Origin of the sequence: Halalkaliarchaeum desulfuricum, from assembly GCF_002952775.1 — an archaeon.
GTDB lineage: Archaea > Halobacteriota > Halobacteria > Halobacteriales > Haloferacaceae > Halalkaliarchaeum > Halalkaliarchaeum desulfuricum.
In genome coordinates, this window is the sequence record NZ_CP025066.1 from 2,378,909 (window position 1) to 2,404,090 (window position 25,182).

The following is a 25,182-nucleotide window of genomic DNA, read 5'->3' on the forward strand; positions in this document are numbered from 1 at the left end:
ATGACCACAGCGTACGTAGCAACCCCCGACGGCCTGCTCGTGGCCGAAGGAATCTCGTCGGCGACGGAAACCGCAGCGATCCGGCTGCCCGGCGAGCGAATCAACTGTGTGGCTGCCTCGCCGTCTGCTCCCGATCGGGTGTTCGCCGGGACCTTCGAGGCCGGACTGTGGCGGTCGACCGACGGCGGAGAGACGTTCGAACGCGTCGGCCGGGCGATCGACCCGAACGCGGTCACTGCCCTGGGGATATCTCGACACGATCCCGACACTGTCTGGGCGGGGACGGAGCCATCCCGGATCTACCGATCCACTGACTGCGGGGAGACGTGGACGCGCCTCGACGGACTCGCCGACCTCCCGTCGGCGCCACACTGGTCGTTTCCGCCGCGACCCGACACCCATCACGTCAGGTGGATCGAACCCGCGCCGGCCGATCCGGACGTCTGGTACGTTGGGATCGAGGCCGGCGCGTTCGTGGTGACCCGGGACGGCGGGGATACCTGGCAGGATCGACCCCCGGGCTCCAGGCGGGACAACCACACGATAGCGACCCATCCGGACGTGCCGGATCGCGTCTACAGCGCCGCCGGGGACGGCTACGCCGAAAGCGAAGACGCCGGTCGGACGTGGGAACAGATTCACGACGGACTCGAACACCGGTACTGCTGGGGATTGGCGGTCAATCCCGGCGATCCGGACACGGTGCTGGTCTCGGCTGCAAGCACCGCTCGGAACGCCCACCGGAGGGGACCGAGCTATCTGTATCGGAAACGTTCGAACGACGACGATACCGACGGCGGAACTGACGAGGGGAAATGGAGGCTACTGGAGGACGTCGAACTCGACGTCGGCGAGGGTGCACGCCGGCCGGTACTGGCGTCGGGAACCGAACCGGGCGTGCTGTACGCCGCCTGCGACGACGGCCTCTACCGGTCCGTCGATGCCGGCGTCAACTGGAGTTCACGTCCCCTGCCAGAAGTGACCGTTTCCGAGCCGGAATCAGCGGGAGAAAGCGTCGAAATGGGATGGACTGGGCTGCTCGAGGACGGCCCCGTATTGGGACTCGAGATCGTGGAATAGTGTAGCTCGAAAGGCAGACAGGGGATCGAGAGAGTCTGCCAAGCTATTTACTCATCTGTACCGAGTAACAGGTATGTACGACGTTGCGGTCGTCGGCGTCGGCCCTCCCGGCGCCCGGTATGCCCGCCGGGCGGCCGAAGCCGGCTACGACGTCCTCGCGTTAGAGAAAGGCGAGATCGGATCGCCGCTTGCCTGTTCTGGACACGTCTCGACGGACCTCTGGGAGTACGTCCCCGACGACGCAGTCGATCGCCTCCGGCAAAACCGGATCTACGGCGCGGATTTCCACGTCGGTGGGGCGGAAACCGACGGGTACAGGTTTTACAAACGCGAGGAGGTTTCAAACGTGATCGACCGGGTCGAACTGGACCGGACGCTCGCGGACTGCGCCAGGGAGGCCGGCGCCGACGTCCGGGACGGCCACACAGTGACTGACGTCGACGAGCGATCGGATCGCGTGGTGCTCACCGCGAGCGTCGACGGAGACAGTTCGGACGGAGAAAACCCACGAGAACGGAGGTTCGAAGCCCGGATCGTCGCCGGCTGTGACGGACCCACTTCGAGAATCCGTCGGACGGTCGGGCTCCCGGAACCGGAGGAGACGCTCCACGGGGTACTCGCGTTCGACTCCGAACCCGACCACGGTGATTACGTCGACGTCCACCTGACGGCACCGAGGTTTTTCGCCTGGCGGATCCCGCGGGGCGACGCCGGCGTCGAGTACGGGCTGGCTGCACCGCCGGGGACCGACGTCAAAACCCGGTTCGATCGACTCGTCGCGGGCTATGGCGTCGAAACCGAGCGGTTCTGTTCGGGTGCGATTCCGATCGGGCCACCCACCCGAACGACGTCAGACCGGGTGTTCCTCCTCGGCGATGCGGCCGCACAGACGAAGCCGTTCACGGGCGGCGGGATACTCTACGGGATGACTGCAGCCGACATCGCAGCCGAGACGATCGATCCGGCGGACCCGTCGACGCTGTCGGCATACGAACGCGCCTGGCGGGAGGAACTCGGACGGGAGATCCGCCTCGGATCCCTCATCCGTCGGGCATATTCGCTACCCGAACCGATTCAGCGGGCGGGACTGTGGGCGCTATCGGGGGAGATCGGCGTCCACATGGACCGACCGACGTCGTTTTTCTCCCGCGAGCACCTCAGACGGCTGTTCTCGTGATCACCCGTTGGGATACGTCGGTACCCTGGCCGAGGGCGCCGACCCCTCGAGAAACGGAAGTGAGGCGGCTTTCGCGTGAATGTCCTCGTCTTCGAGTCGGATAGCGAGGTCGCCGGCGGCGTCGAAGTCGACGAGCGCCAGCGCCAGGGGACGATCCAGCGTGGACCACGGCGCCGCGCGGGTGACCTCGCCGACTGCAGCGCCGTCTGCGACGACCGGAACACCGGACAGCGGCGGGGTGTCCGATCCCGAAGCCGCCGACTCCGGAATCCGCCCCGGCGTGAGGCCGACCAGCCGCCGGCTGGGTCGACCGCGGTTTTCGATCTTCGAGACCACCTCCTGTCCCACGTAACACCCCTTCTCGAAGTCGAGCGCGTTGCGTACTCCCGCCACGTTCGGAACTCGGCCCCGTAATTCCGTCTCGAAGATCGGCGTCCCCGCCTCCAGCGTCAGCACGTCCCAGCTACGATAGCCGAACGGGGCGGCGTTGAGGCCCCTGGTGAGTAGTGTTTCGAACACGTTCCTCGCGTCCGCCGCCGTACAGATAATCTCGTATCCTTCTTCGCCCAGAGGGTTGTCCGTCGCGACGACGGTGACGCCGGTATCGTGCATCGAACTCCGGACAAACGACAGCGGCTCCTCGGGCGGCGTACCCCCCTCGAGCACCGAGGCAATCTTCTCTGTCGCCTGGGGGCCGTGAACCCCGAATATTCCGAACTCCCCGGTGGCGTCGTGGATCTCCACGTCCTGGATGAACACCTTTCCACCCCAGTCGTCCGCGAGTGGAGCCGCGCGTCCGGGAGGCGTGAGTATCAGGAGCCGTTCGCCGGCGTTGTACACGTATATGTCCGTCTGTACCGTCCCCTGCGGGTCGAGCAGAAGTGCGTACACGCCGTTGCCGTCGCGTTCGGGGACCCGATTCGAAACCGCGTCGTCGACGAACTCGTGTCTGTCTTCCCCCGAGACGGTGACGACGCCATATCCCATTTCGATCGTTCCCGCCACGTTCCTGACTGCACGAGCCGCGCGCTGGGGTCGACCGTAGGCTTCCGCGATCTCGGTTCCGCCGCGCTCGCCGAACGTCGCCCCGTACTCCTCGTGTAGATCCCCGACGACCGTCATGTGGTGGGATAACGGACCGAGGTGCAAAACGTCGCCGATCCGATGCCCGTATACAGTTCACAAACCAGTGTCGCTGAAGGGGCTGCGATCGGCGCATCCGGCCCCGGCGACTGTTCGTGGCGCCCGAAAGGGGGCCGATTTATACTATTTCGTCTCGAAACTCCGCCACATGACGGACGACCGACTCGTCGTACTCAATAAGGACGAAGACAGCATCTCGATCGTCGATCCAGACTCCGGGGAAACCGTCGAACGGGTCGAGACCGACTTCAACCCACACGAAGTCGAAATCGGTCCGGACAGCGAGGAGGTGTACGTCACCTGTTCGCTCGGCGGGAGCCTCCTCGTGCTCGACTCGGATACCTGGGAGATCACCCAGCGGTTCGAACACGAGCGGTTCGACTTCCCCCACGGGCTGGCCCTCAGGGAGTCTGCCGACGAACTGTGGCTTGCCTCCACCTACAGTTCCCGCGTGTTCGTGTTCGACGTCGATGGGGAGGGCGTCGAGCTGCTCTCTGTTTTCCCGACCTTCCAGGACAAGTCCCACATGGTCGCGTTCACCCCGGACGAGGAGACCGCGTTCGTCGCCAACATCGGCAGCGACAACGTCACCGCGATCGACGCCGACGAGCGGGAGATCGTCGGCGATGTCCCCGTCGGCGAAGGCCCCGAGGGAATCGAAGTCCACCCCGACGGCGGGCTGCTCGTGGCCAATCAGGACGACTCGCGACTCACGGTCGTCGACCCCGAAACGTTCGAAGAGGAAGGGCAGGCGCTGCTGGGCGAAACGCCGATCAGGGTCGTCTCCTCGCCCGACGGTCGCCACGTCTTCGTGCCGAACCGCGAGGGCAACGACGTAAGCGTCATCGACACCCGACACGAACGTGACGAGGACATCCGGCCGTGGGAGATTGCACGCATCCCCGTTGGCATCTGGCCCGGCGGGACGACCTTCGAGCCGTCGGGGAACCGTGCCTTCGTCGCGAACAACAAAACGAACGACGTGAGTGTTCTCGACGCCGGCGAGTGGGTGGAGATCGAGAGGTACGACGTCGGTCTCCATCCCGACGGAATCGCCTACCTCTCGCGGTGACGGCCCGAGTGTGACCTGAGGTCGGATGTGTGTTACTCACACACATAAAAGGGGCGTTCATAGGGCTTCGAACCGTTGTTCCACTGAGGACGGTCTCCCGTGAACGACGAAGCGAGCACCGATACCGTCGACGCCGACGCCGAAACCGCTGAGGAACTGATAACGGCGATCAGGGGGTCGGATTCCCTGGTCGAATTGCAGAGACAGTTCGACACAGAGTCGGTTCACGAGGCCTATTTCCGGGCGAAAGACGTCTGGAAATCGGTCATCGAACCGACGTGGTGGAACGTCCCGGATTCGGCTGGTATTCCGGGAGCGTGCGTCAGAATCGACGATTCCGCGTTCCATGTCCACGGCGTCACCCACGCGGACACGTCCGAAGAGCGTGCGTTCCTCCGAGAGCACGTTCGGCGATATCTCGACAGGGATGCGTCGGTGTACTGCGAACAGGGGATCCGGCCGCTGTACTTTCGGGACTTCGAGGCCGTTTGCGAGATGGACGACTACCGGTGGGCGATGGAGGAGTGTGCAAAACTGGGCGTGGAATCGCATCTCGGTCCGCTCGAGGAGACGCCGTTCGACTCCTTGCTCGAGGACATCGCGTCCATGGCGTCGACGTTCCGCGAGGCGACGTTTTCGCTCATCGACTCTGGAGCGTCCGTGTACGGCGACCGGTTCGAACGCGTTCTGGCCGACGTCGCCGCTGCATTCGTGACAGACCTCGCGGATCTCGCGACCGCGAAAGACTACGAATCGTTTTCGCTGAGTCGCGAGGCGAGTCGAAACCCCGACCGCCTCTACGAACTACAGCGCTACTACGCCCGGGCGTTCCTCCCGCAGCCGCTCGAACGCGAGTGGCTCCGCCGACACGATCCGGAACTGGAACTCGTCACCCACGCGCGAAACGAACGGATCGCTGATTACGCTGTCTACCACAACGACACCGCCCGGGAAGTGCACCTGATCGTCGGGGCGGCTCACGGTCCAGGCGTCAGATATTATCTCGAGCAGTATCGGAAGGATCGGACACTCTCACCGTCGTTCGAACCGGTGTGAGACGGTCAGTCTTCGGTCGGGCTGGGCGGGTCGACGGGGTCCGGTTCGTCGATGTACTTCTCCGTCCAGGTCCCCCGGGAGAACCAGACAACGCCGAGCACGGCGCTTATGATGTGTCCGACAGTCATTCCGACCCAGATCCCGGTCGCGCCCCAGCCGGCCACGAACACCAGATAGAAGACGCACGCCACCCGTCCGGCCCACAGGGAGATCAGCGAGATGGTCATCGCAGTCTTCGTGTTTCCGGCACCCCGGAACGCACCGAGGATCACCTGTGCCACCCCGATGAACGCGAACTCGACGGAGCGTATTCTGACGTACTCGACGCCGTGACGGATCGTTTCGGGGGCGTCCGGCACGTCGCCGAGGAACACCGACACGATCGGTTCGGTAAACGCCACCGCGACGACGGCGACAAGGAGCATCACGCCGGCGCCGGTGGCTGCAGCCACCCGAACCGCCCTGGCGGCCCGATCGGCACGGTCGGCGCCGAGGTTCTGTCCGACCATCGTGTCGATCGCCCGGCCGAGTCCCATCGCCGGAAGGAACACAAGCGAAATCAGCCGATTTCCGAGCCCGTAGGCGGCCACCACCGGCGGGGAGAACGTCACCACCATCGCGGTGAGCGTGATCATCGCCAGCGCGCTCGCGGTCTGCTCGACGCTACTGGGCAGCCCGAGCCGGAAGATGTCGGAGATGAACCCGATATCCGGCGAGAGGTGAGTGAACCTGACGGCGGGCCCGACGGACGTCGAAAACAGCAGCCACAGTCCGATCGCCGTCGCGACACCGCGGGCGACGATCGTCGCGAGCGCCGCCCCCTGGATGCCGAAGCCGACGAACCCCGTCGCGGCGTACGTCGCCGTCTCCATGGCCGCGAAGTCGATCGTCCCGACGACCGGGGTCGCGTCGAGCCAGACGAATATCGGGTTGTTCTGGAACCCGAAGATCAAGAACGGATCCAGAACGACGTTGATAAAGACCGACACCACCATCACGAACATCGGCGTTCGGGTATCGCCGTACCCCCGCAGTAGCGCGCTGAACACGAAGAAGCCGAACATCAGCGGGATCCCCAGGAAGATGACCTCCATGTAGTCGGCCGCAAGCGGGATCACCGTCGCGGCCGTGTCGGGATCGCTCGGCAGCAGTTCCAGCGCCGGCCGCGTGTAAAAGTACCCGCCGATCCCGATGACGACGGAGAGTGCGGCGACAGTCGTGATCGTCTGGCCGGCGACCAGACCAGCGGATCGATCGCCTTTCGCGCCGGTGTACTGGGCCACCAATATCGCCCCCGCGGTGGTGAACCCGCCGGCGACCGCGATCAACAGGAAGATCAGCGGGAACGCCAGGCTGAGCGCCCCCACTGCCTCCGCCGACAGGCGGCCGAGATACAGGGTGTCGACGACGTTGTACGTCACCTGCAGCAGCTGGATGACCAAGATCGGCCACGCCAGCCGGAACAGCGGCCGGAGGAGGCTCCCCTCGGTGATCGAGTCTCGGGGGTCCTCGTCACCGTCATCGCCCTCGGAAGCCGCAGCCTTGCAGCTGCTTTCGTCGGGCGAACTCTCGGGAGAGTTCTCTCGGGAACTCGTGGACGGCTCGTCGGAAGGCGTTCCGGAGGGCGTTTCGTCGGGCTCGTCTGACTCGTCGTCCCCCGGCGATGCGGGGTCTGTCACTTTTGCATGGCTGGGTTGGCTGAGAAATCAACGTTCCGATGTCGGAAAGCCGGTTGCTTATAAGACGTCCCCGCGAAATCCGACGGTATGGGTCGGGTCATCCCGGAGCGCTGGGCGGCAGATCTGGGAACGCCGTCCACCCTGGTCTGGCTCCTCCTCGTCAACGCCGTCGCGTTCCTCGTCGGCGTGGAGTTTTACCTCGAGAGGTTGGGGGAAGTGCCGACGATCCTGTGGCCGCTGTACGCCGACTCCCCGACGGCGATCGCCCTGGCGACGCTCGCGCTGGCGACGCTTCTGCCCAACCTCGGTCGGCACCCGAACCAGCTATCGAGAAACCGGCCGCTTTCGTATCTCCACACCTTCGCGTTCGTCTGGCTCGTGAAGTTCGGGCTCTGGACGTTCGTCGCCCTCACGCTCCGTCCGGAACTGTACCTCTTCGCCCCGGGGGCACTATGGGACTACTGGGGGATCGTGATCACCCACTTCCTGTTCGTCGCGGAGGCGTTCCTGTTTCCCCACGCGGCAGCCACGACGCCGGGGGCGCTCGGATCGGCACTGGTATTGCTTCTGGCCAACGACGTGTTCGATTACGTTTTCGGATACCATCCACCCCTCGAGTACGAACCGGGGGTTGCGCTGCCGGTGATCTCGGTCGGACTCTCCGTTTTCGCGGTCGCCCTCGCGTGGTGGGCGTTCGAACCCCTCTCCGAGCAGTCGTCACCGCCCGCGTCGTGAGCACCGACGAACGGAGACGTTATCGTCCCCCGGACCGAAGCTGTTTGCAATGTCGACACGAGCGATCGTATGGTGTCCTCGGTGTGGTTTCGAGGAGACGTTCGACTCGCTTTCGGCCGCCAGGGAGTGGATCGACGACCACGAACGCGAAACCGGCCACGACCCGTCCTGGGAGATCGGCGGGATGGCGCATGGCGTCGAACGGGCAGGGGCCGCGGCCGGTGTGTGCGGGATTCCGGGGTCGGACGACGATCTCGACGCCGAGTAGTCACCGCGAGGACTCGTCCCCGTCGGATCCGTCTTCGGTGTGGTCCTCGACGCGGTCGTCGAGCCGTTTTTCGACTTCCTCGCCGATCCGCTCGTCGACCTCCGCTTCGATCTGTTCGCCCATCCCGTCTTCCATCTGCCGTTCGACCGCCTGTTCGACCTGTTGTTCCACCTCCGAGGTGACTTCCTCTGGAACCTGCTCTTCGACTTCCGAGGTGACTTCCTCGGGCACACGTTCCTCCACTTCCGAGGTGACTTCATCAGGAACTTGCTCTTCGACCTCCGAGGTGACCTCCTCGGGCACACGTTCCTCGATTTCCTGTGTTACCTGTTGCTCGGCTGCCCCTGGCACGGTGTCTTCGACTTCCTGTGCCACGGCCTCCTGGGCCTCCGCGGCGACTTCCTCCTCGAGAATCTGTTCGTATACGCTCATGTTCTCCCACACGCGGAGGAAATACCCCAACACGAGCCCACCCTGGAACGCTGCGACACGGGGGTCCATACCGACGAACAGGAGATAGGCGAACCCGACACTGAACGCGATACCGTAAATGATATCGATGTAAAACTGCGTTTGTCGTCCCCTGAATCGAATCGGCATAGTCGTCTGAACCTACGGTCGTGTTCCACTAAGATTCAACTGATTTCGTGTGCCGTGTTTGTCGCTGGTAGCCGATACGGCGCCTCATATCAGGAGGAACGTGAGATACGATCCGACGGTAGCGACGATCGGAACGACGTTTTGCATCAGGATCACCCTGACTGTCGTCTCCGGATCGAACAGTTCGTTGGTCGCCGGGGGCGTCTCGACGTCGTCGGAATCGGGTTCTCGTGGCTCCGGGACGTCACCGTCGATGGCCGGATCACCGACCGTCGGCGCACCTGCGTCCGCCGAGAGCGCACCGACCGACACCTGCGGTGTCGTGTTTCCACGGACCGCGTCCCGGATCGGGATCCGGTCGGTCGAGCGGCCCCAGCCGAGTCCGACGATGCAGACGGTGGCGATGATGACGAAACTGGCCGGAATCCCGATTGCCGACAGGGCGATGACGATGGCGGAACTCAACACGGCCACGATAATGGCGGCGGTGAGCGGAAGCTCGGTGATATCGTTGCCCAGCGTCTCCATCGTGCGCCGGGCAATCGTGAGCGCGCCGACGGCAACGGCCACCGAGCCGATCACGATGCCGGGATTCATCGCGATCGCTCCGCTCCCAACGAGGGGGGCGATCGCGTTCGCGATGTTGCTCGCCCCGGAGCTAAACGCCATCATACAACCGATGCCGACGACGACTGCGGTACCGAGCAGCTCTCGTCGACTCGTGTTTTCCCCCGGGACGGGTCGCGGGATCGTCGCTTCGCGGTCGAGAGTCACGAGCGGCCCCTCGCTTTGTTCGATGGCGATGATCCGGTCGAGTTCGTCGTACAGATACCGGCCGATCATTACCGCCATCCAGAAGCCGATCACCGGAGAGATGATCCACCACGCCAGGATCTCGCCGATCACGGCGAAGTCCAGGACGCCACGGGACAGGGCGAGTCCGGCGATGGCTCCGACAGCTGTCATCGATGTCGACGACGGCGCCCCGGTGATATTCCCGAGGAGCAGCGCGCCCCCGATGAAGAACAACACCACGATACTCGCCTCCAGCGTGAACACGGCCGGATCGTGGACGAGATCCTCGCCGAGGGTGTCGACGACGTTGCGGCCGATAGTAAACGCTCCGAGGAAGAAAAACACCGACATCAGTCCACCGGCTGCCGCTTTGGGGAGCACGCCGGCACCGACCGCCGGCCCGAACGCCGGGCCAGTTGTCGCCCCGCCGATGTTGTAGGCGACGAAACATGCCACGAGGAGTCCGATCGCGAGCAACGGATCGATCACGGCTCACGAGGGAGTAGGTGTTCGATTTTATAAGTCGTGACGTTTTTCGCCCGCCGACAAACGCGCTTATATTATGGGTCGACCTACGGGATAGCGTGACGACGCTCCGGATCGACCTCCACGTGCACTCGGATGACTCCTACGACGGCCACGAGCCAATTGATCTCATTCTCGAACACGCCGCCGATATCGGACTCGACGCCGTGGTCGTGACCGATCACGACGTGATGGGAGAGTCGATTCGGGCCGCCGAACTGGCTCCCGAGTACGGTCTGGTAGGGATTCCGGGCGTGGAGGTGTCGACCGCCCACGGTCATCTGCTCGCGGTCGGGGTCGATCAGATGCCGCCACACCGGAAGCCGTTCGACGAGACGGTCGCCTGGATCCGCGACCACGGTGGGGTCGCGGTCGTCCCGCATCCGTTCCAGCGGTCCCGACACGGCGTTCGACGGCGCTACGTCGGCGACTGCGACGCCATCGAGGTGTTCAACGCCTGGCTGTTCACCGGCTACCGGAACCGGCGGGCCCGCCAGTTCGCCGTCGAACACGGCTACCCCGGCGTCGCCGCCAGCGACGCCCACACCCTCGAATACGTCGGGCGGGCGTTCAGCGAGATCGACGTCGGCGACGTCTCCCGGGAGGCGGTGACCAGCGAACACGTTCTCGAGGCGATCCGGGACGGGGAGACCAGCGTCCGGGGGCGCCGTGCCCCGATCCCGATGGCCAGCAAGCATTACGCGATCGCCGCCGCGCGCAAGAGCGCCTACTACAGCAAAAAAAGCGTGAAAACCAGCGCGACCTACGCGAAGGCCAGTGCCATCAAAACGGCGTCGGCTGCAAAACTCGGCGCGATCCGGGGGCGCCACGGACTTTCGCGCATCGTGTCTCTGTTCGAGTGAGGGGCCGCCAACAGGTAACGGCAGTCGACAAAGACGTGGTTGAACGAATGCATCTCCGGACTGAACGAAAAGACGTTTACTCTCCGTGGGTGAGGAAGGTAACGTGATCCCACGGTTCCTCGGCCGTCTGGGGCTGGCCGACTACGTCACCACGGCGAACGCGGCGCTGGGGTTTCTGGCCGCCGTAGCCGCGACGATGGACGTGGGGATCGCGGCCCGCCTGCTGTTGTTGGCGGCGATCATGGACGCGCTCGACGGCATCATCGCTCGCAAGTATGGGTCGACCCCGGCAGGCGTATATCTCGACTCGCTTGCGGACGTTGCCTCCTTCGGTGTCGCGCCGGCGTTCCTCGTTTCCTACACCGTACTCAGCGAGTGGGGGATGGACGAGCCGAAGGCGTTGATCGGGATTGCCATCGGGGCGGTGTTCGTCGCACTGGCGGTGGTTCGTCTCGGACTGTACAACGCCTACGACATCGGAACGAAGGAGACCGAAGGCGTCCAGACCACGCTCGCGGCGACGATCCTCGCGGCCGCCGTCCTCGCCGGCTACACCGCACCGGCATTCCTCGTGCCGCTTACCGCCCTTCTCGCGGTGCTGATGGTGACGCCGATAACGTACCCTGATCTTCACCCGCAAGACGCGGCAGTCATGGGAATCGTTCAGGTCCTCGCAATCGTGCTCACGGGCCAGCCCGGGGAAGTGTTCGCGTTCGCTCTGCTGTTCCTCTCGCTCGCGTACCTTCTGTTCGGACCGCGATTTTACTGGCAGGACCACCTCGATCTGTAAGGGCAACTGCGCAGTCGATCGCGAACGTTCTGGACACAGTAACGACAATCGGGTACGTGTCATATTCACCGAAATCTCTATTGCTCAACCTTGATAATAAAGGGCAATATGTCGGTGCTTGCTAACATGCCACCCGATCCGGCCGATCCGGAGTGGGAGGACTGGGCGAACGAGAAACTGGAAGACGTCGACTTCGACGCCGAACTGGGTCGAGAGATGGCCAAAGACGCAATGCGATTGGCCAATGGGGAACTGTCCGAAAGTGAATTTTACGGGCGATACCACGAGCAGGTTCTCGAGGAGTTCGGCATCGACAGGCGGGACGAGGCGATGGAACCGGAGGAGTTCAGCGGGGATGGAAAACGCGGCGGCGGAAACGACAGTTGCGGAAACGGCGGTGGCGGGAACGGCGGCGGGAACGACGGCGCGATGCCGGGCGTCCCGGGGGAAGAGCATTCGCGGCGTTCGGTACTCAAGACCGCTGGAATGCTGGGCGCTGCGGCGGTAGGCCTGGGAGGTCTCGAAGGGGCGGCGGGCGGCGGCCACGTCGATGATGACGACGGGGACGTTCAGATGGGAATGGCGATAAACACCAACCAGTGTGTCGCCTGCCTCCAGTGTGTGGAGGCGTGCAACGAGGAGAACAACAACACGGCCGACGCGCTATGGATGTTCGTCCATCGGTACGTCGAGGACGACTACCGGGATCGTGAGGCGTATCTACCGCGACCATGCCAGCACTGTTCGGAGCCGTCGTGTTCGACCGCCTGTCCCGTCCAGGCCCGATACAAACGCGAGGAGGACGGCATCGTGATGACGGATTACGACCTCTGTGTTGGCTGTCGATACTGCGAGATCGCCTGTCCGTACGGCGTCAACTACCTCCAGTGGGGCGAGCCCCACGAACTCGACGAGTTCGGTGTCCACCTGGACATCGACACTCCCCGGGAAGCTGCCGGCGGGGTCCACGCCGGGGGAAATCCCCCGCAGGGCGTGATGGGAAAATGTACGTTCTGTGTGCACCGCCAGGACTCCGACAACGAGGACCTCCAGGGGACGACCGCCTGCGAGGAGGTCTGTCCGGTCGACGCGATTCATTTCGGAGACCTAGAGGATTCCGAAAGCGCCCCGCGCCAACATCTCGAGGAACTCGACGACGACGCCAGCACGTTCAGGCTGCTCGAGTTCATGGGAACCGAACCGAACGTCATCTACGTCGGGGACGAACCGGGAGCCCCTGCGACGCCAGTGGAGGGGCCACGGACGGTCGAAGACATGCACCGCGACCTGACCCGGGAACGCAAGGGGCGCCCACCCGTGGAATATCCCTCTCCAGGAAGTGATGAGGATGGCAGCTAAAACCGAGTACAACTGGGATCACCTCTCGGGGCTTTCGACTCCCCTCCTGGGATCGATCGTCGTCCTGACAGCCATTGCACTCCTCACCCTCGAGGCGATCGTCCACCAGGTCCAGCACGGACTCGTGGTCACGGACCTGGCCGCACAGGGAACACAGGCGGGTGCCACCTGGGGACTGTACATCGGGACGTTCGAGTGGTTCGCCGGCATGGCCGTCGCAACCCTCGCGATCACGGGATACATCCGGTTTTCCGAACTCGACGACTACGACATGATCGCCCGGATCGCCAACATCTGGGCGTTCATCTGCGGACTCACTGCGGCCTGGCTGATTATCATCGACCTGGGGACGCCCCATCGCGTGTTGACGATCCTCGCCCAGTGGCCCTCGACCGTGGTTCACTCGCCGCTCGCGTGGGACGTGACCTTCGTGACGACGCTTCTGGTCTTCACCCTGACCATGCTCACGATCTCGCTTCGGCTCGACTTTCTCCGGACCGAAGGACCACTCCCCTTGCATGCCGACCTCGTCAGACGCGTGGTCAGCGCCGGGGCAACGAACACGGAGGTTCCGAAACTCGAATCGATGCGAAAGTGGCTCGGACTCGGCCTGATGGTGCTGGCGTTCACGGCCGGGATGATTCCCGGAATTCTCCTCGGCGTCGTCGGCCAACAGCCGGGCTTTTTCGGACGCGAGCAGGGGATCGTGTTCGTCGTCAACGGGCTGGTCGCCGGGACCGCGCTCGTGACGCTTACAGCCGGGGTATTGCGGCTGCAGTTCGACTGGCGGGACAAACTCTCAGACAGGGTACTGATCGGACTCGGCCAGGCGCTCACTACCTTCGGGTTCGTCTACCTGGTCGTGATGTTCAACGACGTTCTCCAGGGGCTGACAGGGATGCAGCAGTTCTACGAACAGCGAATCAGTGATGCGGTCCTGTTCGGCTCGCTCTCGCCGTTCTTCTGGGGGAGTATTCTCCTCGTGGGCGTGCCAACGCTACTGCTGGCGATATTCAAGTATCGGCTGGGCGTCAAATACATGAACGTCCTCGCGCTTTCGGCGATGCTTGGGGTCTGGATCAAGTCGAACCTGAAAGTCATCGAACCACTGGTGTTCCCCGTGTTGCCCGGGTTCATCGGGAGTTACACCCCGACGCTCGTCGAGTGGATCATCACAGTCGGCGCGATCGCGATCGCGCTGCTTCTGTTCCTGCTGTTCGCGAAAGTGATCCCGCTTGCACGTGATCCCAGCAGGGAGGTGAACCGCTGATGGTCGTCCCCGAGATCCCCGTCGGTGCGCTCGTCATCGTCTTTCTCATTTTGATGCCAGTGTACGTCACCGTCGCCGCGTGGCTGTTCGCCGAACCGCGGGAGTATCGGACGCCGGCAATCGGGTTCGTCTACATGGGAGCGATCACGGTCGCGATGATCGCCTCAACTGCACTGCTCGGAATCGGGTTCTGGGTGATCGCGAACCTGCCGCTATGACACGAACGATTCACAGACCAAAAGTACCATGACAGATCCACAGCACTCGACAACAGACGCAAATTGTGCGGACTGCGATGCGAACTCGGCGGACGAACCGGGCGTGTGTCCCACGAAACGGCGGCGGCTACTCGCCGGACTGGCCGTCGGCGGATCGGCCGCGTTGGCCGGCTGTACAGGACTCCTCGGGACGCCCGGGGAGTACGAGGTCCGCGGAAGCGACGACGTGTACGACGTCTCGTTCGAACAAGCGGAGCGCACGATCGAAATTCGGGGGAGTCAAACGGTGTTGCGTGCGGCCGAAGAGCAGGAAATCTCGGTTCCGTACGACTGCCGTGCCGGTTTCTGTGGCGTCTGTCTCTCGCGGGCGGACGACGACGCCACGACGGCGGTACACATGGCCACCAACAACTACGATCGGCTGACCGAGGCGGCCGTCGAGGCGGGCTACTTCCTGCCCTGTACGAGCCAACCACGGGACGATTTCTCAGTGACGACCGGTGTCTCTCCGGGCGAACTCGACGAGTACGCGCCGGATGATCCGGACAACGACGACGAGCCGAACGACGAACCGGACGACGTCGGGAGGCGACACGCGATCAAGTACCTCAACGAAGGGTGGATTATTCCCGTCGGGGAACGACAAGATCTACTCCGTGCCGCCGAAGACGTCGGTCTCGACGAACTCCCGTATCAGTGTCGGGTGGGTCGGTGTGGAGTATGCCTCTCCCGTATCGACGGGGACGCGACGGAACTGGTCGAACACGAATCGATCGATTATGGCCCACTCGACGAGGACGCACTGCGCGATGGATACGTGCTGACGTGTACCGCACAACCTCGTGGGGAATTCGAACTCGAGACGAACAGGGCGGGCGATCTCTAAAGGAAACAGCGAGGTGTTCTGACGGCCGCGTCCTCGCCCGGCACGGGGTTGCGACCGGGTTCACATCCCCATGTCGGCTGCCGGTTCCGGAACCGGCAGCCGGTGCGGAGACACATCGAGGAGTTCCGCCGCGTGATCCAGCGCCATCTCGAATCCGTAATAGCGTTCGAGTTCCTCGGCGTCGATCCCCGGGCGAACGGTAAGCATCGCGTAGCCGTCCGTGTTCTGTGCCAGGACGGCAGTCCGGCCGTCGGCCGTAAATTCCAGAAGCCGTTCCGTCCCTGCAGTGAAGTACCGTGCAGTGATTCCGTCCCGCGTCAGTTCGACTTCCTCCGTCGGGTCGTCCGTCGTGGCGTCGTCGGTCATACCGAACCGACGGAGGTCCGGATCCCTAACGGTGTCGAAACTGCCGGCTCCTCCGAGCCATACGAGGCTGTGTCACCCTTCCGAAAATCACCAGTACACCGTTTCGGGACCGCCCCACTGTCGGCCAGCAACGACGACGAGGAGGGCAAACCCTGCAGTGACCACGAGTGTAATGCCGGTCGCGATCCCTCCAGGTCCCGCAAGCGAACTCGGGAGCTGGACCAGTCCTGCAAGCACCGTCAGCACCGTCAACACTCCACCGATTACCGCGAGCAGCATGGCAGTCGAGTCGTCCATGTTGGAACCTGCGTTGCCCCGCAAAATAAAACGTCGTGTCGTCGGTCGCGCCTTGATCTGTCGACGGGATCGGGTTGGGTTCCCCAGTCGATTCGACACGCCAGCCGCTGATCGGAGAGCCGGCAACAACCCACGTTCAGAGGCAGAACATAAACGGATACACCAGCGCCACCCGATCACCATCGGACAGTTCCGTGTCGAATCCGTCCAGGTTCTCGTTGAACCGGCCGTTGACCATGACCCTCGCGAACGCGACCGTCTGTTCCCCCTCGGGATTCTTGCGCCAGGTTCCCGGGGGATCCTTCACCGGTGCCCAGCCCCGCGCAGTCGCGTCCTCCTCTCGCGTCGCGATGATCATCGACTCGATCTCCGGGTACTCCGCGAAAAACTCTTCGAGGAATTCTCTGAGGGTGGTTCCCTGGAAGGAGTACTCGAAGGAGTGATGCCCGAGCTCCATGCGAACGTGTCCGGTACAGCGGACCTCGACGGTGGTCTCGGCGCGTTCGTCTTCTGCGGGTTGCGTGTCCTGTACACTCCCCGTTGGTTGCGAGTGTTGTCCTGTCATAGTGCGATGTAGGTGTTCTGACGGCCAAAGCAACGGGGCGAACATGTTCGTACAGGTATTCACTCGGCCCCAGTTCTTTGGACTACACGACTGATGAACCCACACTCCATCGACACGGAACAACAACCCTTCGTCCTCATCTGGGAGGTGACCCAGGCGTGTGAACTCGAATGCAAACACTGCCGGGCCGACGCACAGCCGGACCGGCATCCCGACGAACTCACCACCGAGGAAGGGATCGCGTTGCTCGAGGACGCCGCTGATTTCGGCGAGGGGCAGCTCGTCGTCCTGTCCGGGGGCGATCCCCTCGCTCGGGAGGACCTCGTTGAACTGGTCGAGTACGGGACGGAGCTGGGACTCCGGATGACGCTCACCCCCAGCGGTACTGCCTCGCTGACCCCGGCGGTGATCGACGACCTCGCCGACGCGGGACTGAAGCGACTTGCGGTCAGTCTCGACGGTGCGACGGCGACAGCTCACGACGAATTCCGGGGAGAGGAGGGGAGCTTCGAAAGCACGATGGCGGCCGCGAGACACGCCCGTGACGCGGGAATTCCCCTCCAGCTCAATACGACAGTTTGTGAAGAGACCGTCGAGGAACTACCGGCGCTTGCAGATCTCGCCGAGGAGCTCGAAACCGTGCTGTGGTCGGTGTTTTTCCTGGTGCCGATCGGCCGGGGGCGGATCCTGGAGCCGATCGATCCAGCGCGTGCCGATCGGGTGATGGAGTGGCTGCTGGAACAGGCGAACGAACGCACCTTCGGCGTCAAGACGACCGAGGCGCCACAGTATCGCCGGGTCGCGATCCAGCAACACAGCGGTGGGAGCGTCGACACTGTCGATAGTGACGATCGAGACGGCATCGGTCGGCGTGTCGGGATCCGGGCGGGGGACGGCTTCGCGTTCGTCAGTCACCTGGGCCAGGTGTATCCGTCCGGGTTCCTCCCCGAACCGGCCGGCTCGGTCCGCGAGGAGCGCATCGTCGACATCTACCGGGACGCGCCGCTGTTCGAGCGACTGCGTGACGAAGACCAGTTCAAAGGCAAGTGTGGCGCCTGCGAGTTCAAACACGTCTGTGGCGGCAGCAGGTCGCGGGCGTACGCCTACACCGGCGACCCGCTCGAGAGCGACCCGCTGTGTCCGTACGTGCCCGAGGGCTACGACGGCCCGTTGCCCCTCGAAACGTTCGCGATCCCTGAAGAACCGGTCTGACCGACCGGTTACTCTCTGCTGATTTTTGCAGATTCCGGTGTCTCCGCGTCGCCGCCGATCAGCGGGGGCAGGTCCTCCAGAAACTGCTTGACGATCGTCTCCTCGATCCGGTGGAGTATGTCGCTACAGGTCGACTTGGCGATTCCGAGTTCCTCGGCGAGATCAGTCAGGGTGCACGTTCTCGGTGTGTCGTAGTATCCCTTCTCGACTGCGGTCCGGAGTACTTCCTGCTGTCTGTAGGTCAACAGCTGTTCGGGATGTCGCCGCTCGTGGACGTACTCGACGTCGAACTCCAGCCCCATCGCCTCGAACTGCTCGCCCAGCGCGGAGAGTTTCTCGTGTGCGCCGGCGACGTCGACCGTGGCGACCCCCTCCCTGATCTCGACGGGCATCTCGACGGAGATCCCGGCCTGCTTGGCTGCCGGGAGAATGACCGGCGTTGCGGTCTCGATCTGGATGGTCGCCGTCGCCTCGGTGCGCTGGAGCGTCGAGCAGTCGATCACCGTCTCGTGATCCGTGACTTCTGTGAGAATCGCATCCGGGTCCGACGCGTGGATCTGAACCAGGGCGATCCCCCGACCCTCCGCAGGGATCGCGGTGAGCACGCGGAACGTCACCTCCGGATGACGCCGAGAGATCTCGGCGATCCAGGGTCCCGACGGGAGAGTAACGTTCAGTCTGGCCTGCGTCATATCCTCTCTTGGGGGCTCCAGCCGGTAATGTACCTCGACAGAGCCGTACACGTCGGAAACCAACCCGGATCCCTTCGCATGGAGGATTATTGGACGGTCTTCGAGAGTTCATGGTCCCCGGTGCGCTGTCTGAGCGAGAACCATATCGCACAACAGACCGAAACCGCGACAGCGACAGTCGTGACTGCGAACGCGATCCGATAGCCGAACTCTGAGTAGACGACCGTCCCTGCGACGATCTCTCCAGTCCGGTACTGGTCGAGCGCGATCCCCATCACCGGCGGCAGGACAGCGCCCCCGAGAAACCCCGCGCCGTTGACAGTGGCCGTGGCGACGCCGCTCGCTTCGGCCGGGTACCGCTCTTTGATCACTGGGAGTGCGAGCGCGGTGAATCCGAGACCCAGTCCGATCACGAAGTAGGCGATTGCGACTACCGGTAACGGGGGCGCACCGGAGACGGGGATCACGCCGAGTGCGACCGTAAAGAGGACGAGCCCGACAATCATCGGCAACAATCGTCGCCCCAGTCGGTCGGAGATCCACCCAACCGTGGGTCCCCCGATGAACATGCCGACAGCTCCGATCAGGGTGAAATACGACGCCGTCGTGACGTCCAGGCCATGGACGACGACCAGATACGGCACGCCCCAGAGTCCGATCACCGTCAGGATGGTCCCCATCGCGGAGAAAAAGACGATCGAGAGAAGCCACTGGTCGGGGTCGGCAAACAACGTCCGCAAGTGGTCGAGGGTCTCCTCGAACGTGACCGACGATGCCTCTGGGACGTTGTCGATCGGATCGAGTCCGGCTTCGGCGGGCGAGCGACGAACCAGCACCCAGACGCCCCCACCCGCGAGGAACCCGACTGCCGCGAACGCGAGTATCGTCGGACGCCATCCGATCGCCTGGATGAAAAGCGCCAGCGGTGTCGTCGCGATGATCGCTCCGAGGCCGGCCATGCCGGCGGTCAGTCCCGTCATCGTCGCGAATTCGCGGGCACGGTACCAGTTCGCACAGAACCGGATCGTGGAGATGAAGATGACCCCGCTCCCGAGGCCAAGAAGCGCACGGGAGAGAAACGCCCCGAGATAGCCGTTACTGAGCGCAAACCCGACCGCCCCGGCACTGAGTGTGATCGCGCCCGCGGTACCGACAAATCGTGCGCCGTATCTGTCGGCCAGGATCCCCGTGGGGATCTGGACGAACGCGTAAATAACGAAAAAGGAAGCGTGGAGTGTTCCCAGTTGAGCAGCCGTCACCTCGAACGCCGAAATCAGCTCTTCGGAGAGGACGGCCGTCGACAGGCGGTGAATGTTGACGAGGAGAAAGACGCTGATCAGGGCTCCCCAGGCCAGCCAGCGACGTTTCGTCGGATCCGATAGAAACTCCATATGAGTAATGGACACGGGACAGGTCAATCCCTCTTGGAAAGTAGGTTACGGTCCGTTGAAGAAACAACCTCGCATTCGCGTTCCCCGAATTCGTCCCCGTGATCAGCATCACTCTCAATCTTTCGTGATCGTCCTGGTCGTCATCCACAATGTGGTTTATGACGCCTTTCGATACCAGTGTGCTACCTACGACGCCCTTCAATACCAATTTGACCCTTACGACACTCCCTCGATCCGGTCGAACGCTCGCTCGGCCGATGCCTCGATCTCTGATGCGCGACCCGTAATCTTCCCGAGGAACTCCGGATCTTCCAACTGGTCTGCATTAGTCCAGACGATGTATAGCGCCGACTGGAGCGCACCCCGGGCGAGGTAGGCTCCGGTGACGCCGTCGGCGAGGGCGTTACGGTTCCCCGGTGCTATCACGACCGCTGCGTTCTCGAGGACGGCCAGACTCGTGTCAGCAATCGCGAGTGGTACGCCGATTGCACGTTTCTGTTCGGTCGTTGCCTGGCTACTCCGCTCCGGGGGACGTTCGACATCGTTCGAGGACAAGAACTCGTCGACGGCACTGGCGTCGGCGTCCGCCAGAGCGAGGAGACACCGTCGCTGTCCACGAAGTTCGTCACGGACCGTCGCAAACGACTGCGTGTTGTCGCATGCGTCCGTTTCGGCGGTACTATCCCCGCCGGTTCCGGCGGCGATTGTGTGGATACAGACCATCTCGCAAAGCGCCGCGCCGATCGCACCCGACACGGCGGCGGCTGTCCCGCCTGCGGGGGTTACCCGGTCGGAGGCGACGGAGCCGAGGAATTCCGATATCGTCTGCTCGGCGTATGTCATGAACGTTAGTGTGGGGATTATGATCAAAAAGAAGACTGACAGGGGAGTCAGGAGAGGACTACAGATCCGGCGCGTTGTTCAGATCTCTCGAACCGTCGTCCTCCGACGATTTTCCGGGGACGGAGCGGACGTTCGATCCGCCCGGGCGGACGGATCCACCGCCGTCGAACGGTGACGATTCCCCCAGGGCCCGCTTCGCTGTCGCGCGGACGAAGTCGCTTTCGTCGTCGTTTGCAGTCCGTGTGAGCGCCTCCCGGGCCCGGTCGTCGTCGATTCCGCCGAGCAGTTCAGCCGCCCACTCGCGGACGCGTTCGTCCGGATCGGACAGCCCTTCGACGAGCGTCACCAGTGCATCCTCGCCGCGTGCTTTGAACAGCGATATCATCGCGTTCCTGCGCACCGCCGGGTGATCGTCCTCGAGCATCCTCTCGAGCACTGGGAGGCTCTCATCGCAATCGAGCGAATCGAGCGTCACCACCGCTTCAGCACGAACCCACGGGTTGCTGTCGGACGCGACCGCCTCGACGGTCTCGCGGACCGACTCGTCGCCGTGGGTCGCGAGCGCTTCGACGGCAAACTGACGCACATCCGGGTCCGGATCCTGCAGTACGGCAGTCCGGAGCGGCTCCACAGCTGCCTCTGTTTTCGAGCGCTGTGCGAGCGCGACGGCTGCACGGCGGCGTTCGACGCGGTCGCCGTCCTGCAACGCCGAACAGAGTTCCTCGACAGTCGCGTCCGCCACTGGGGCTGTGTCGGTCGCGGTGAACTCTTCGGGATCGGCGGTGCCGAGCGTCACGTCGCGGCTCACCTCGATCTCCGAGAGGTCTTTCGGACCGTCACCGGCCCCTGGACTCCGGGCCGGATTCAGCCGCTCGTCCGGGGCCTTCCCGTTTCTGTCGTCGCTATCCTTGTCGTGTCGGTCGTCTTTCACCGGTTCCTCTGTCATCGTTCTCCCTCCCGTACCGCCATCGTTGCCGCGCCGACTGCGACCGCAGTCACGGCGGGAAGTGATACCGGAACGCCGGCGGCGAGGACGAGACCGCCCCCGAGCGCAGTCACCTGTCGTCCCTGCCGTAGCGCTCCCGAGATCGCCGCCACGGCACCGCCGACGCCGGCGGCCACGAGCAAAAGCGGGACGCCGACGACGCCGAGGCCGCCGAGCAGCACCGCGCCCATCACTGTCGGGGCCCCGGTGCCGATCCCGACAACGAAGGCTCCGACGAAGATTCCGAGCGCTGCGTCGAGACCACCGACGCCGATCCACAGCGGAAGCGTCGCCAGGCCGACGAACAGGAGGACGCCACCCAGGGTTCGCAACGTCGCCGGTTCGACGCCGAGCGCCCCGACGATCGAGGCCCCAGTTCCGATCAGTAGCGCTCCCGTGACGCCCCATGCGGCAATCGATCGGGCCGACGTGGCGGTCGGAAGCTGGCTGGCGGCAGCAACGCCGCTCCCGGCCAGCGTCGCGCCGACGGCGGGCAGGAACGCGCCGTCCGCGAGTGCCCCCAGAACCGCGAACGCGCCGACGGTCACGAACCCGACCCTCCCGAGGTCGCTGTCGACCGTCGCGGCGATCACGAACCCGAGTGCTCCAAGCGCCAATAGCGCCAAAAGCCCCCAGTCGATCGCGGTTGCGAATGGAGGGAGCACCTCCGCGAACCTGCTCTGTCCGACTGCGCCGACAGTTGTCCCGATAGCCACAGTCGCGACTGCGACGCCGAGCACGATCGTCCGGAAGAGCCGCGGGCGCCGCTGTGGACTGACGGCCGCCGATCCCCGAGACGACAGCGACGTGGTTTCGGTCATTGGTCTGTCGAGGCGAGTGCCCGGTGTTCGGCCGCTACGAACGCCTCGAGGAAGTCCACGAGATCCCCGTACACACCGGTGTTCGGCTCCGATTCTATTGCGTCGCTCAGCTGCCGGGCGAAGACTGTGAGGTGGCGATCGAGGAAGTCGCGTCTGGCTGCACCCGCGTCCGGATCGCCGACCGCCTCCCGGCGGGCGAGGTAGCTCGCAAACTCCAACTGGAGGCGGAGGTTGTCGTGATCCTCCCGGTTCGAGTCGTCGACATCCAGCCCGTAGTAGTCGTACGCCCGGGCGAGGTCGAGGTTGAGGTCGTGCCAGGACACGTCGTCGCGGTGAGACGACTCGTACAGCGGGACCGAGGGCTTCGGGACACCGACCTCGAAGATGTCGTTGAATCGCGCCTTCAGCGTGCGCAGGTCGTCGTCAGTCTCCAACTGGGGCGCGTCGATCTCGAGGCCGGCACGCTCGACTAGCGTGGTAAGCTCTTCCGACAGGCTCCCGTCGTCGATCGCTTCGTGCAGCCGTTCGTCCGGTTCGTCGAACAGGCGCACGAGGAGACCGTACACGGTCGCCCGACTGGCGAGTGTCGTATCGACCTCGCCGTCCTCGAGTTCCACTGTACGCGATTCGTCAGCGGAGTCGACGCTCGTACCGTGTCCGGTCATTGTTCCACGTTCCTGATCCCGTAGACGGTCATCACGAGCACCGCGACGATCGCGAGTCCGCCGACGGTCCACAACACCAGTTCGAGCACCGACGGGCCGGGCTCGGGGTCCATCGGGTAGTGGTACCACTCGCTTGCGGCCTTGATTCCGCCCCGCTCTGCGTTGTCGCCATCGAACACGGCGAACGCGACGTTCAGGCGCTGGTCGGTGGCGATCTCGGTCCGCTCCCGGTCGTCAGTAGTTAGATCTCGGGTGAAGACGACACTCCATTCACCGTCCTGGTAGCTGGACTCGGTGGAGACGATCGGCTCGTCCATCTCCGTCGTCGATCCCATGCCGCCGGCGTACAGCTCCTCGACCTCGCCGTCTGCGGTCCAGTACCAGACGTTCACCGGCTCCCCGTCGCTACCCATCTCGATGGGCGGTTCCTTGTCCTGTTCGAACGGTAACTGCACTGCTACAGCGTCGGCGAACGCCCGGGGATCGTCGACGTGTTCGTCCGCGGTGGGGTCGTCCCACGTGAGCCTGATGTATATCCGTTCGTCGGTGTGAGCAGTCTCGACGTCAGTCAGCCCGACCGACGTGTCTTCGTATCCGGGTACGCCGCTTTCGGCGCTCGAGAGGACGACAGTCTGCGAATCGACCTCCGCCCACGCCTCCGCACCGGGATCCTCGAGCCCGTCCTCTTCAGTCATCTCGGTTATGGGTAGCTGGTTTACTCCGGTTGTATATCCCAGTGCCGGGCCAGAAATCGCCAGTACCACGACCGCGACGACGACCAGCCCCGCCAAAAGGGCGAGGGAACCGACGCGACGGTCAGTCATCGGCGAACACCTCCATTTGGTACTGGTTTTCCCGATCGTTCGTCGTGAGTATCTCCATCAGTTCACTGTCTTCCCCGACACGGACACGTTCCCGCTCGCGTTCGAGTGTGTCCAGCGCGTCGTGGACGTCCGGGCCGAACAGTTCCTCGAGGTACGTCGGTGGAATCCTGTCGGCGTCGACAGTCTCGCCTTCTTCCGTGTGCTGTCCCGGCGACATCGGCGGCACGTAGAACACGTTGGGGTCAGTATGGTACTCCGCGTGCAGGGGGAGCGCAACCTCCCACTCCTCGACGAGCTTGTGGATTGGACCGGTCGGGTCGTCGAGTCGACCGACGTACCGGAGCATCGTCACGCACGAATCTGCACACGCGGGAGCGTGTTGTTCGCCGTCGGGCCCGTTACCCTCGATCCGAGGGTAACAGAAGATGCACTTTTCGGCCGTCTTCTCCTCCATGTTGAAGTAGATCTTGTGGTAGGGGCATCCCTCGACACAGTGCCGGTAGCCGCGACACCGCTCCTGATCGACGAGCACGATCCCGTCCTCGCTGCGCTTGTAGACGGCCTGTCGGGGGCACGCCTCGACGCAGGAGGGATGTGTACAGTGATTGCACAGCCTGGGGAGATAGAAGTAATACGAGTTGGGGTACTGGCCGGCCCCCTCGTCTTCCTCCCAGTTGACTCCCCACTCGGGGTCTTCCGCCGGCGCGATGTGCTCGTCGCTCCCCTCGAGAAGCACCTCCTCGTGGTTGAACTCCCAGTGGCGACCGTACCCCTCAATGCTGGGTATCTCGCCGGGAGACCGTTCGGTACGGTCCTCGGACGCCCAGCCGTCGCCGACGTCCTCCCAGCCACGGGGATACCCCTGTCCGGGCTTCGTCTCGACGTTGTTCCAGTACATGTACTCCCGCCCGGGTTCGTCGGTCCAGTTGGTCTTGCAGGCGATCGTACACGTCTGACAGCCGATACACTTGTTCAGGTCGAGCACCATCGCGATCTGGTTGTCGA

28 protein-coding genes are annotated in these 25,182 nt (G+C 63.9%); 13 read left to right on the forward strand and 15 right to left on the reverse strand.

Annotation, left to right across the window (positions count from 1 at the left end; translation table 11 throughout):
* Both AArcSl_RS11905 and AArcSl_RS11910 read left to right on the forward strand, forming a co-directional pair.
* Positions 1-1,080: a WD40/YVTN/BNR-like repeat-containing protein gene (locus tag AArcSl_RS11905; RefSeq protein ID WP_119819453.1), complete on the forward strand. Its 1,080-nt coding sequence runs from the start codon at positions 1-3 to the stop codon at positions 1,078-1,080.
* 73 nt (positions 1,081-1,153) lie between these two features.
* On the forward strand, positions 1,154-2,257 hold the full coding sequence (locus AArcSl_RS11910) for a geranylgeranyl reductase family protein (protein WP_119819456.1): 1,104 nt from the start codon (positions 1,154-1,156) through the stop codon (positions 2,255-2,257).
* Here AArcSl_RS11910 and ygfZ read toward each other — a convergent pair whose 3' ends face one another.
* Positions 2,258-3,379, reverse strand: a complete 1,122-nt coding sequence (ygfZ, locus tag AArcSl_RS11915) for a CAF17-like 4Fe-4S cluster assembly/insertion protein YgfZ (RefSeq protein WP_119819460.1) — start codon at positions 3,377-3,379, stop codon at positions 2,258-2,260. It abuts the gene before it with no gap.
* Positions 3,380-3,548: 169 nt separating this feature from the next.
* On the opposite strand from ygfZ, the gene AArcSl_RS11920 reads away from it, so the two are divergent.
* Both AArcSl_RS11920 and AArcSl_RS11925 read left to right on the forward strand, forming a co-directional pair.
* Positions 3,549-4,472, forward strand: coding sequence for a beta-propeller fold lactonase family protein (locus AArcSl_RS11920; protein ID WP_119819463.1), 924 nt, complete (start codon positions 3,549-3,551; stop codon positions 4,470-4,472).
* Positions 4,473-4,571: 99 nt separating this feature from the next.
* The gene (locus tag AArcSl_RS11925; protein WP_119819466.1) at positions 4,572-5,528 is read left to right on the forward strand and encodes a hypothetical protein; all 957 of its coding nucleotides are present in this window, start codon (positions 4,572-4,574) and stop codon (positions 5,526-5,528) included.
* A gap of 5 nt (positions 5,529-5,533) precedes the next feature.
* On the opposite strand, the gene AArcSl_RS11930 is transcribed toward AArcSl_RS11925, so the two are convergent.
* Complete coding sequence (locus tag AArcSl_RS11930) at positions 5,534-7,207, reverse strand: MATE family efflux transporter (RefSeq protein ID WP_119819469.1); 1,674 nt, start codon at positions 7,205-7,207, stop codon at positions 5,534-5,536.
* An 87-nt stretch (positions 7,208-7,294) separates the two neighbouring features.
* Here AArcSl_RS11930 and AArcSl_RS11935 point away from each other — a divergent pair, with 87 nt between their 5' ends.
* Both AArcSl_RS11935 and AArcSl_RS11940 read left to right on the forward strand, forming a co-directional pair.
* On the forward strand, positions 7,295-7,942 hold the full coding sequence (locus tag AArcSl_RS11935; RefSeq protein ID WP_119819472.1) for a DUF1405 domain-containing protein: 648 nt from the start codon (positions 7,295-7,297) through the stop codon (positions 7,940-7,942).
* Positions 7,943-7,991: 49 nt separating this feature from the next.
* Positions 7,992-8,210, forward strand: coding sequence for a DUF7542 family protein (locus AArcSl_RS11940; protein WP_119819476.1), 219 nt, complete (start codon positions 7,992-7,994; stop codon positions 8,208-8,210).
* Here AArcSl_RS11940 and AArcSl_RS17110 read toward each other — a convergent pair whose 3' ends face one another.
* Both AArcSl_RS17110 and AArcSl_RS11950 read right to left on the reverse strand, forming a co-directional pair.
* Entirely contained in the window at positions 8,211-8,810 is a 600-nt protein-coding gene (locus AArcSl_RS17110; RefSeq protein WP_119819479.1) for a hypothetical protein, read from the reverse strand.
* 84 nt (positions 8,811-8,894) lie between these two features.
* Entirely contained in the window at positions 8,895-10,094 is a 1,200-nt protein-coding gene (locus AArcSl_RS11950; RefSeq protein WP_119819482.1) for an inorganic phosphate transporter, read from the reverse strand.
* Positions 10,095-10,189: 95 nt separating this feature from the next.
* Between AArcSl_RS11950 and AArcSl_RS11955 the strand changes: the two genes are divergently transcribed.
* The 6 genes from AArcSl_RS11955 (at position 10,190) to AArcSl_RS11980 (ending at position 15,516) form a co-directional block, all read left to right on the forward strand.
* Complete coding sequence (locus tag AArcSl_RS11955; protein ID WP_119819485.1) at positions 10,190-10,993, forward strand: CehA/McbA family metallohydrolase; 804 nt, start codon at positions 10,190-10,192, stop codon at positions 10,991-10,993.
* Between the two features lie 103 nt (positions 10,994-11,096).
* Positions 11,097-11,783: a protein sorting system archaetidylserine synthase gene (locus AArcSl_RS11960; protein ID WP_119819488.1), complete on the forward strand. Its 687-nt coding sequence runs from the start codon at positions 11,097-11,099 to the stop codon at positions 11,781-11,783.
* 126 nt (positions 11,784-11,909) lie between these two features.
* A complete protein-coding gene (locus AArcSl_RS17635; RefSeq protein ID WP_161945950.1) occupies positions 11,910-13,142 on the forward strand; it encodes a 4Fe-4S ferredoxin N-terminal domain-containing protein in 1,233 nt (410 codons plus the stop codon).
* A complete protein-coding gene (gene nrfD / locus AArcSl_RS11970; protein ID WP_161945952.1) occupies positions 13,132-14,412 on the forward strand; it encodes an NrfD/PsrC family molybdoenzyme membrane anchor subunit in 1,281 nt (426 codons plus the stop codon). Before AArcSl_RS17635 ends, nrfD begins: the two co-directional genes overlap by 11 nt.
* Complete coding sequence (locus tag AArcSl_RS11975; protein ID WP_119819497.1) at positions 14,412-14,630, forward strand: hypothetical protein; 219 nt, start codon at positions 14,412-14,414, stop codon at positions 14,628-14,630. The genes nrfD and AArcSl_RS11975 overlap by 1 nt, the downstream gene beginning before the upstream one ends.
* A 28-nt stretch (positions 14,631-14,658) precedes the next feature.
* Positions 14,659-15,516 carry a 2Fe-2S iron-sulfur cluster-binding protein gene (locus AArcSl_RS11980; protein ID WP_119819500.1) on the forward strand — a complete coding sequence of 286 codons (858 nt, stop codon included), beginning with the start codon at positions 14,659-14,661 and terminating at the stop codon, positions 15,514-15,516.
* 60 nt (positions 15,517-15,576) lie between these two features.
* On the opposite strand, the gene AArcSl_RS11985 is transcribed toward AArcSl_RS11980, so the two are convergent.
* The 3 genes from AArcSl_RS11985 to AArcSl_RS11995 form a co-directional block, all read right to left on the reverse strand.
* Positions 15,577-15,882: a DUF7111 family protein gene (locus AArcSl_RS11985; protein ID WP_119819504.1), complete on the reverse strand. Its 306-nt coding sequence runs from the start codon at positions 15,880-15,882 to the stop codon at positions 15,577-15,579.
* Between the two features lie 87 nt (positions 15,883-15,969).
* Positions 15,970-16,179 (reverse strand): hypothetical protein, encoded by a 210-nt coding sequence (locus tag AArcSl_RS11990; RefSeq protein ID WP_119819507.1) that lies wholly within the window; start codon positions 16,177-16,179, stop codon positions 15,970-15,972.
* A 136-nt stretch (positions 16,180-16,315) separates the two neighbouring features.
* Positions 16,316-16,744, reverse strand: a complete 429-nt coding sequence (locus AArcSl_RS11995; RefSeq protein ID WP_119819510.1) for a MoaD/ThiS family protein — start codon at positions 16,742-16,744, stop codon at positions 16,316-16,318.
* A 93-nt stretch (positions 16,745-16,837) separates the two neighbouring features.
* Between AArcSl_RS11995 and AArcSl_RS12000 the strand changes: the two genes are divergently transcribed.
* Entirely contained in the window at positions 16,838-17,956 is a 1,119-nt protein-coding gene (locus tag AArcSl_RS12000) for a TIGR04053 family radical SAM/SPASM domain-containing protein (protein WP_119819513.1), read from the forward strand.
* A gap of 8 nt (positions 17,957-17,964) precedes the next feature.
* On the opposite strand, the gene AArcSl_RS12005 is transcribed toward AArcSl_RS12000, so the two are convergent.
* The 8 genes from AArcSl_RS12005 to AArcSl_RS12040 form a co-directional block, all read right to left on the reverse strand.
* Positions 17,965-18,648, reverse strand: a complete 684-nt coding sequence (locus AArcSl_RS12005; protein WP_119819516.1) for a helix-turn-helix domain-containing protein — start codon at positions 18,646-18,648, stop codon at positions 17,965-17,967.
* Between the two features lie 86 nt (positions 18,649-18,734).
* Complete coding sequence (locus AArcSl_RS12010; RefSeq protein ID WP_119819521.1) at positions 18,735-20,039, reverse strand: MFS transporter; 1,305 nt, start codon at positions 20,037-20,039, stop codon at positions 18,735-18,737.
* A 216-nt stretch (positions 20,040-20,255) separates the two neighbouring features.
* Positions 20,256-20,882, reverse strand: coding sequence for a cyclodeaminase/cyclohydrolase family protein (locus AArcSl_RS12015; RefSeq protein WP_119819524.1), 627 nt, complete (start codon positions 20,880-20,882; stop codon positions 20,256-20,258).
* A 58-nt stretch (positions 20,883-20,940) separates the two neighbouring features.
* Positions 20,941-21,828, reverse strand: coding sequence for a HEAT repeat domain-containing protein (locus AArcSl_RS12020; RefSeq protein WP_119819527.1), 888 nt, complete (start codon positions 21,826-21,828; stop codon positions 20,941-20,943).
* Positions 21,825-22,688 carry a hypothetical protein gene (locus tag AArcSl_RS12025; protein WP_119819530.1) on the reverse strand — a complete coding sequence of 288 codons (864 nt, stop codon included), beginning with the start codon at positions 22,686-22,688 and terminating at the stop codon, positions 21,825-21,827. The genes AArcSl_RS12020 and AArcSl_RS12025 overlap by 4 nt, the downstream gene beginning before the upstream one ends.
* Positions 22,685-23,353, reverse strand: a complete 669-nt coding sequence (locus tag AArcSl_RS12030) for a molecular chaperone TorD family protein (RefSeq protein ID WP_119819532.1) — start codon at positions 23,351-23,353, stop codon at positions 22,685-22,687. Before AArcSl_RS12030 ends, AArcSl_RS12025 begins: the two co-directional genes overlap by 4 nt.
* Positions 23,350-24,177 (reverse strand): ethylbenzene dehydrogenase-related protein, encoded by an 828-nt coding sequence (locus AArcSl_RS12035; protein ID WP_119819535.1) that lies wholly within the window; start codon positions 24,175-24,177, stop codon positions 23,350-23,352. Before AArcSl_RS12035 ends, AArcSl_RS12030 begins: the two co-directional genes overlap by 4 nt.
* A complete protein-coding gene (locus tag AArcSl_RS12040; RefSeq protein ID WP_119821965.1) occupies positions 24,170-25,165 on the reverse strand; it encodes a 4Fe-4S dicluster domain-containing protein in 996 nt (331 codons plus the stop codon). Before AArcSl_RS12040 ends, AArcSl_RS12035 begins: the two co-directional genes overlap by 8 nt.
* Positions 25,166-25,182 lie beyond the last annotated feature (17 nt).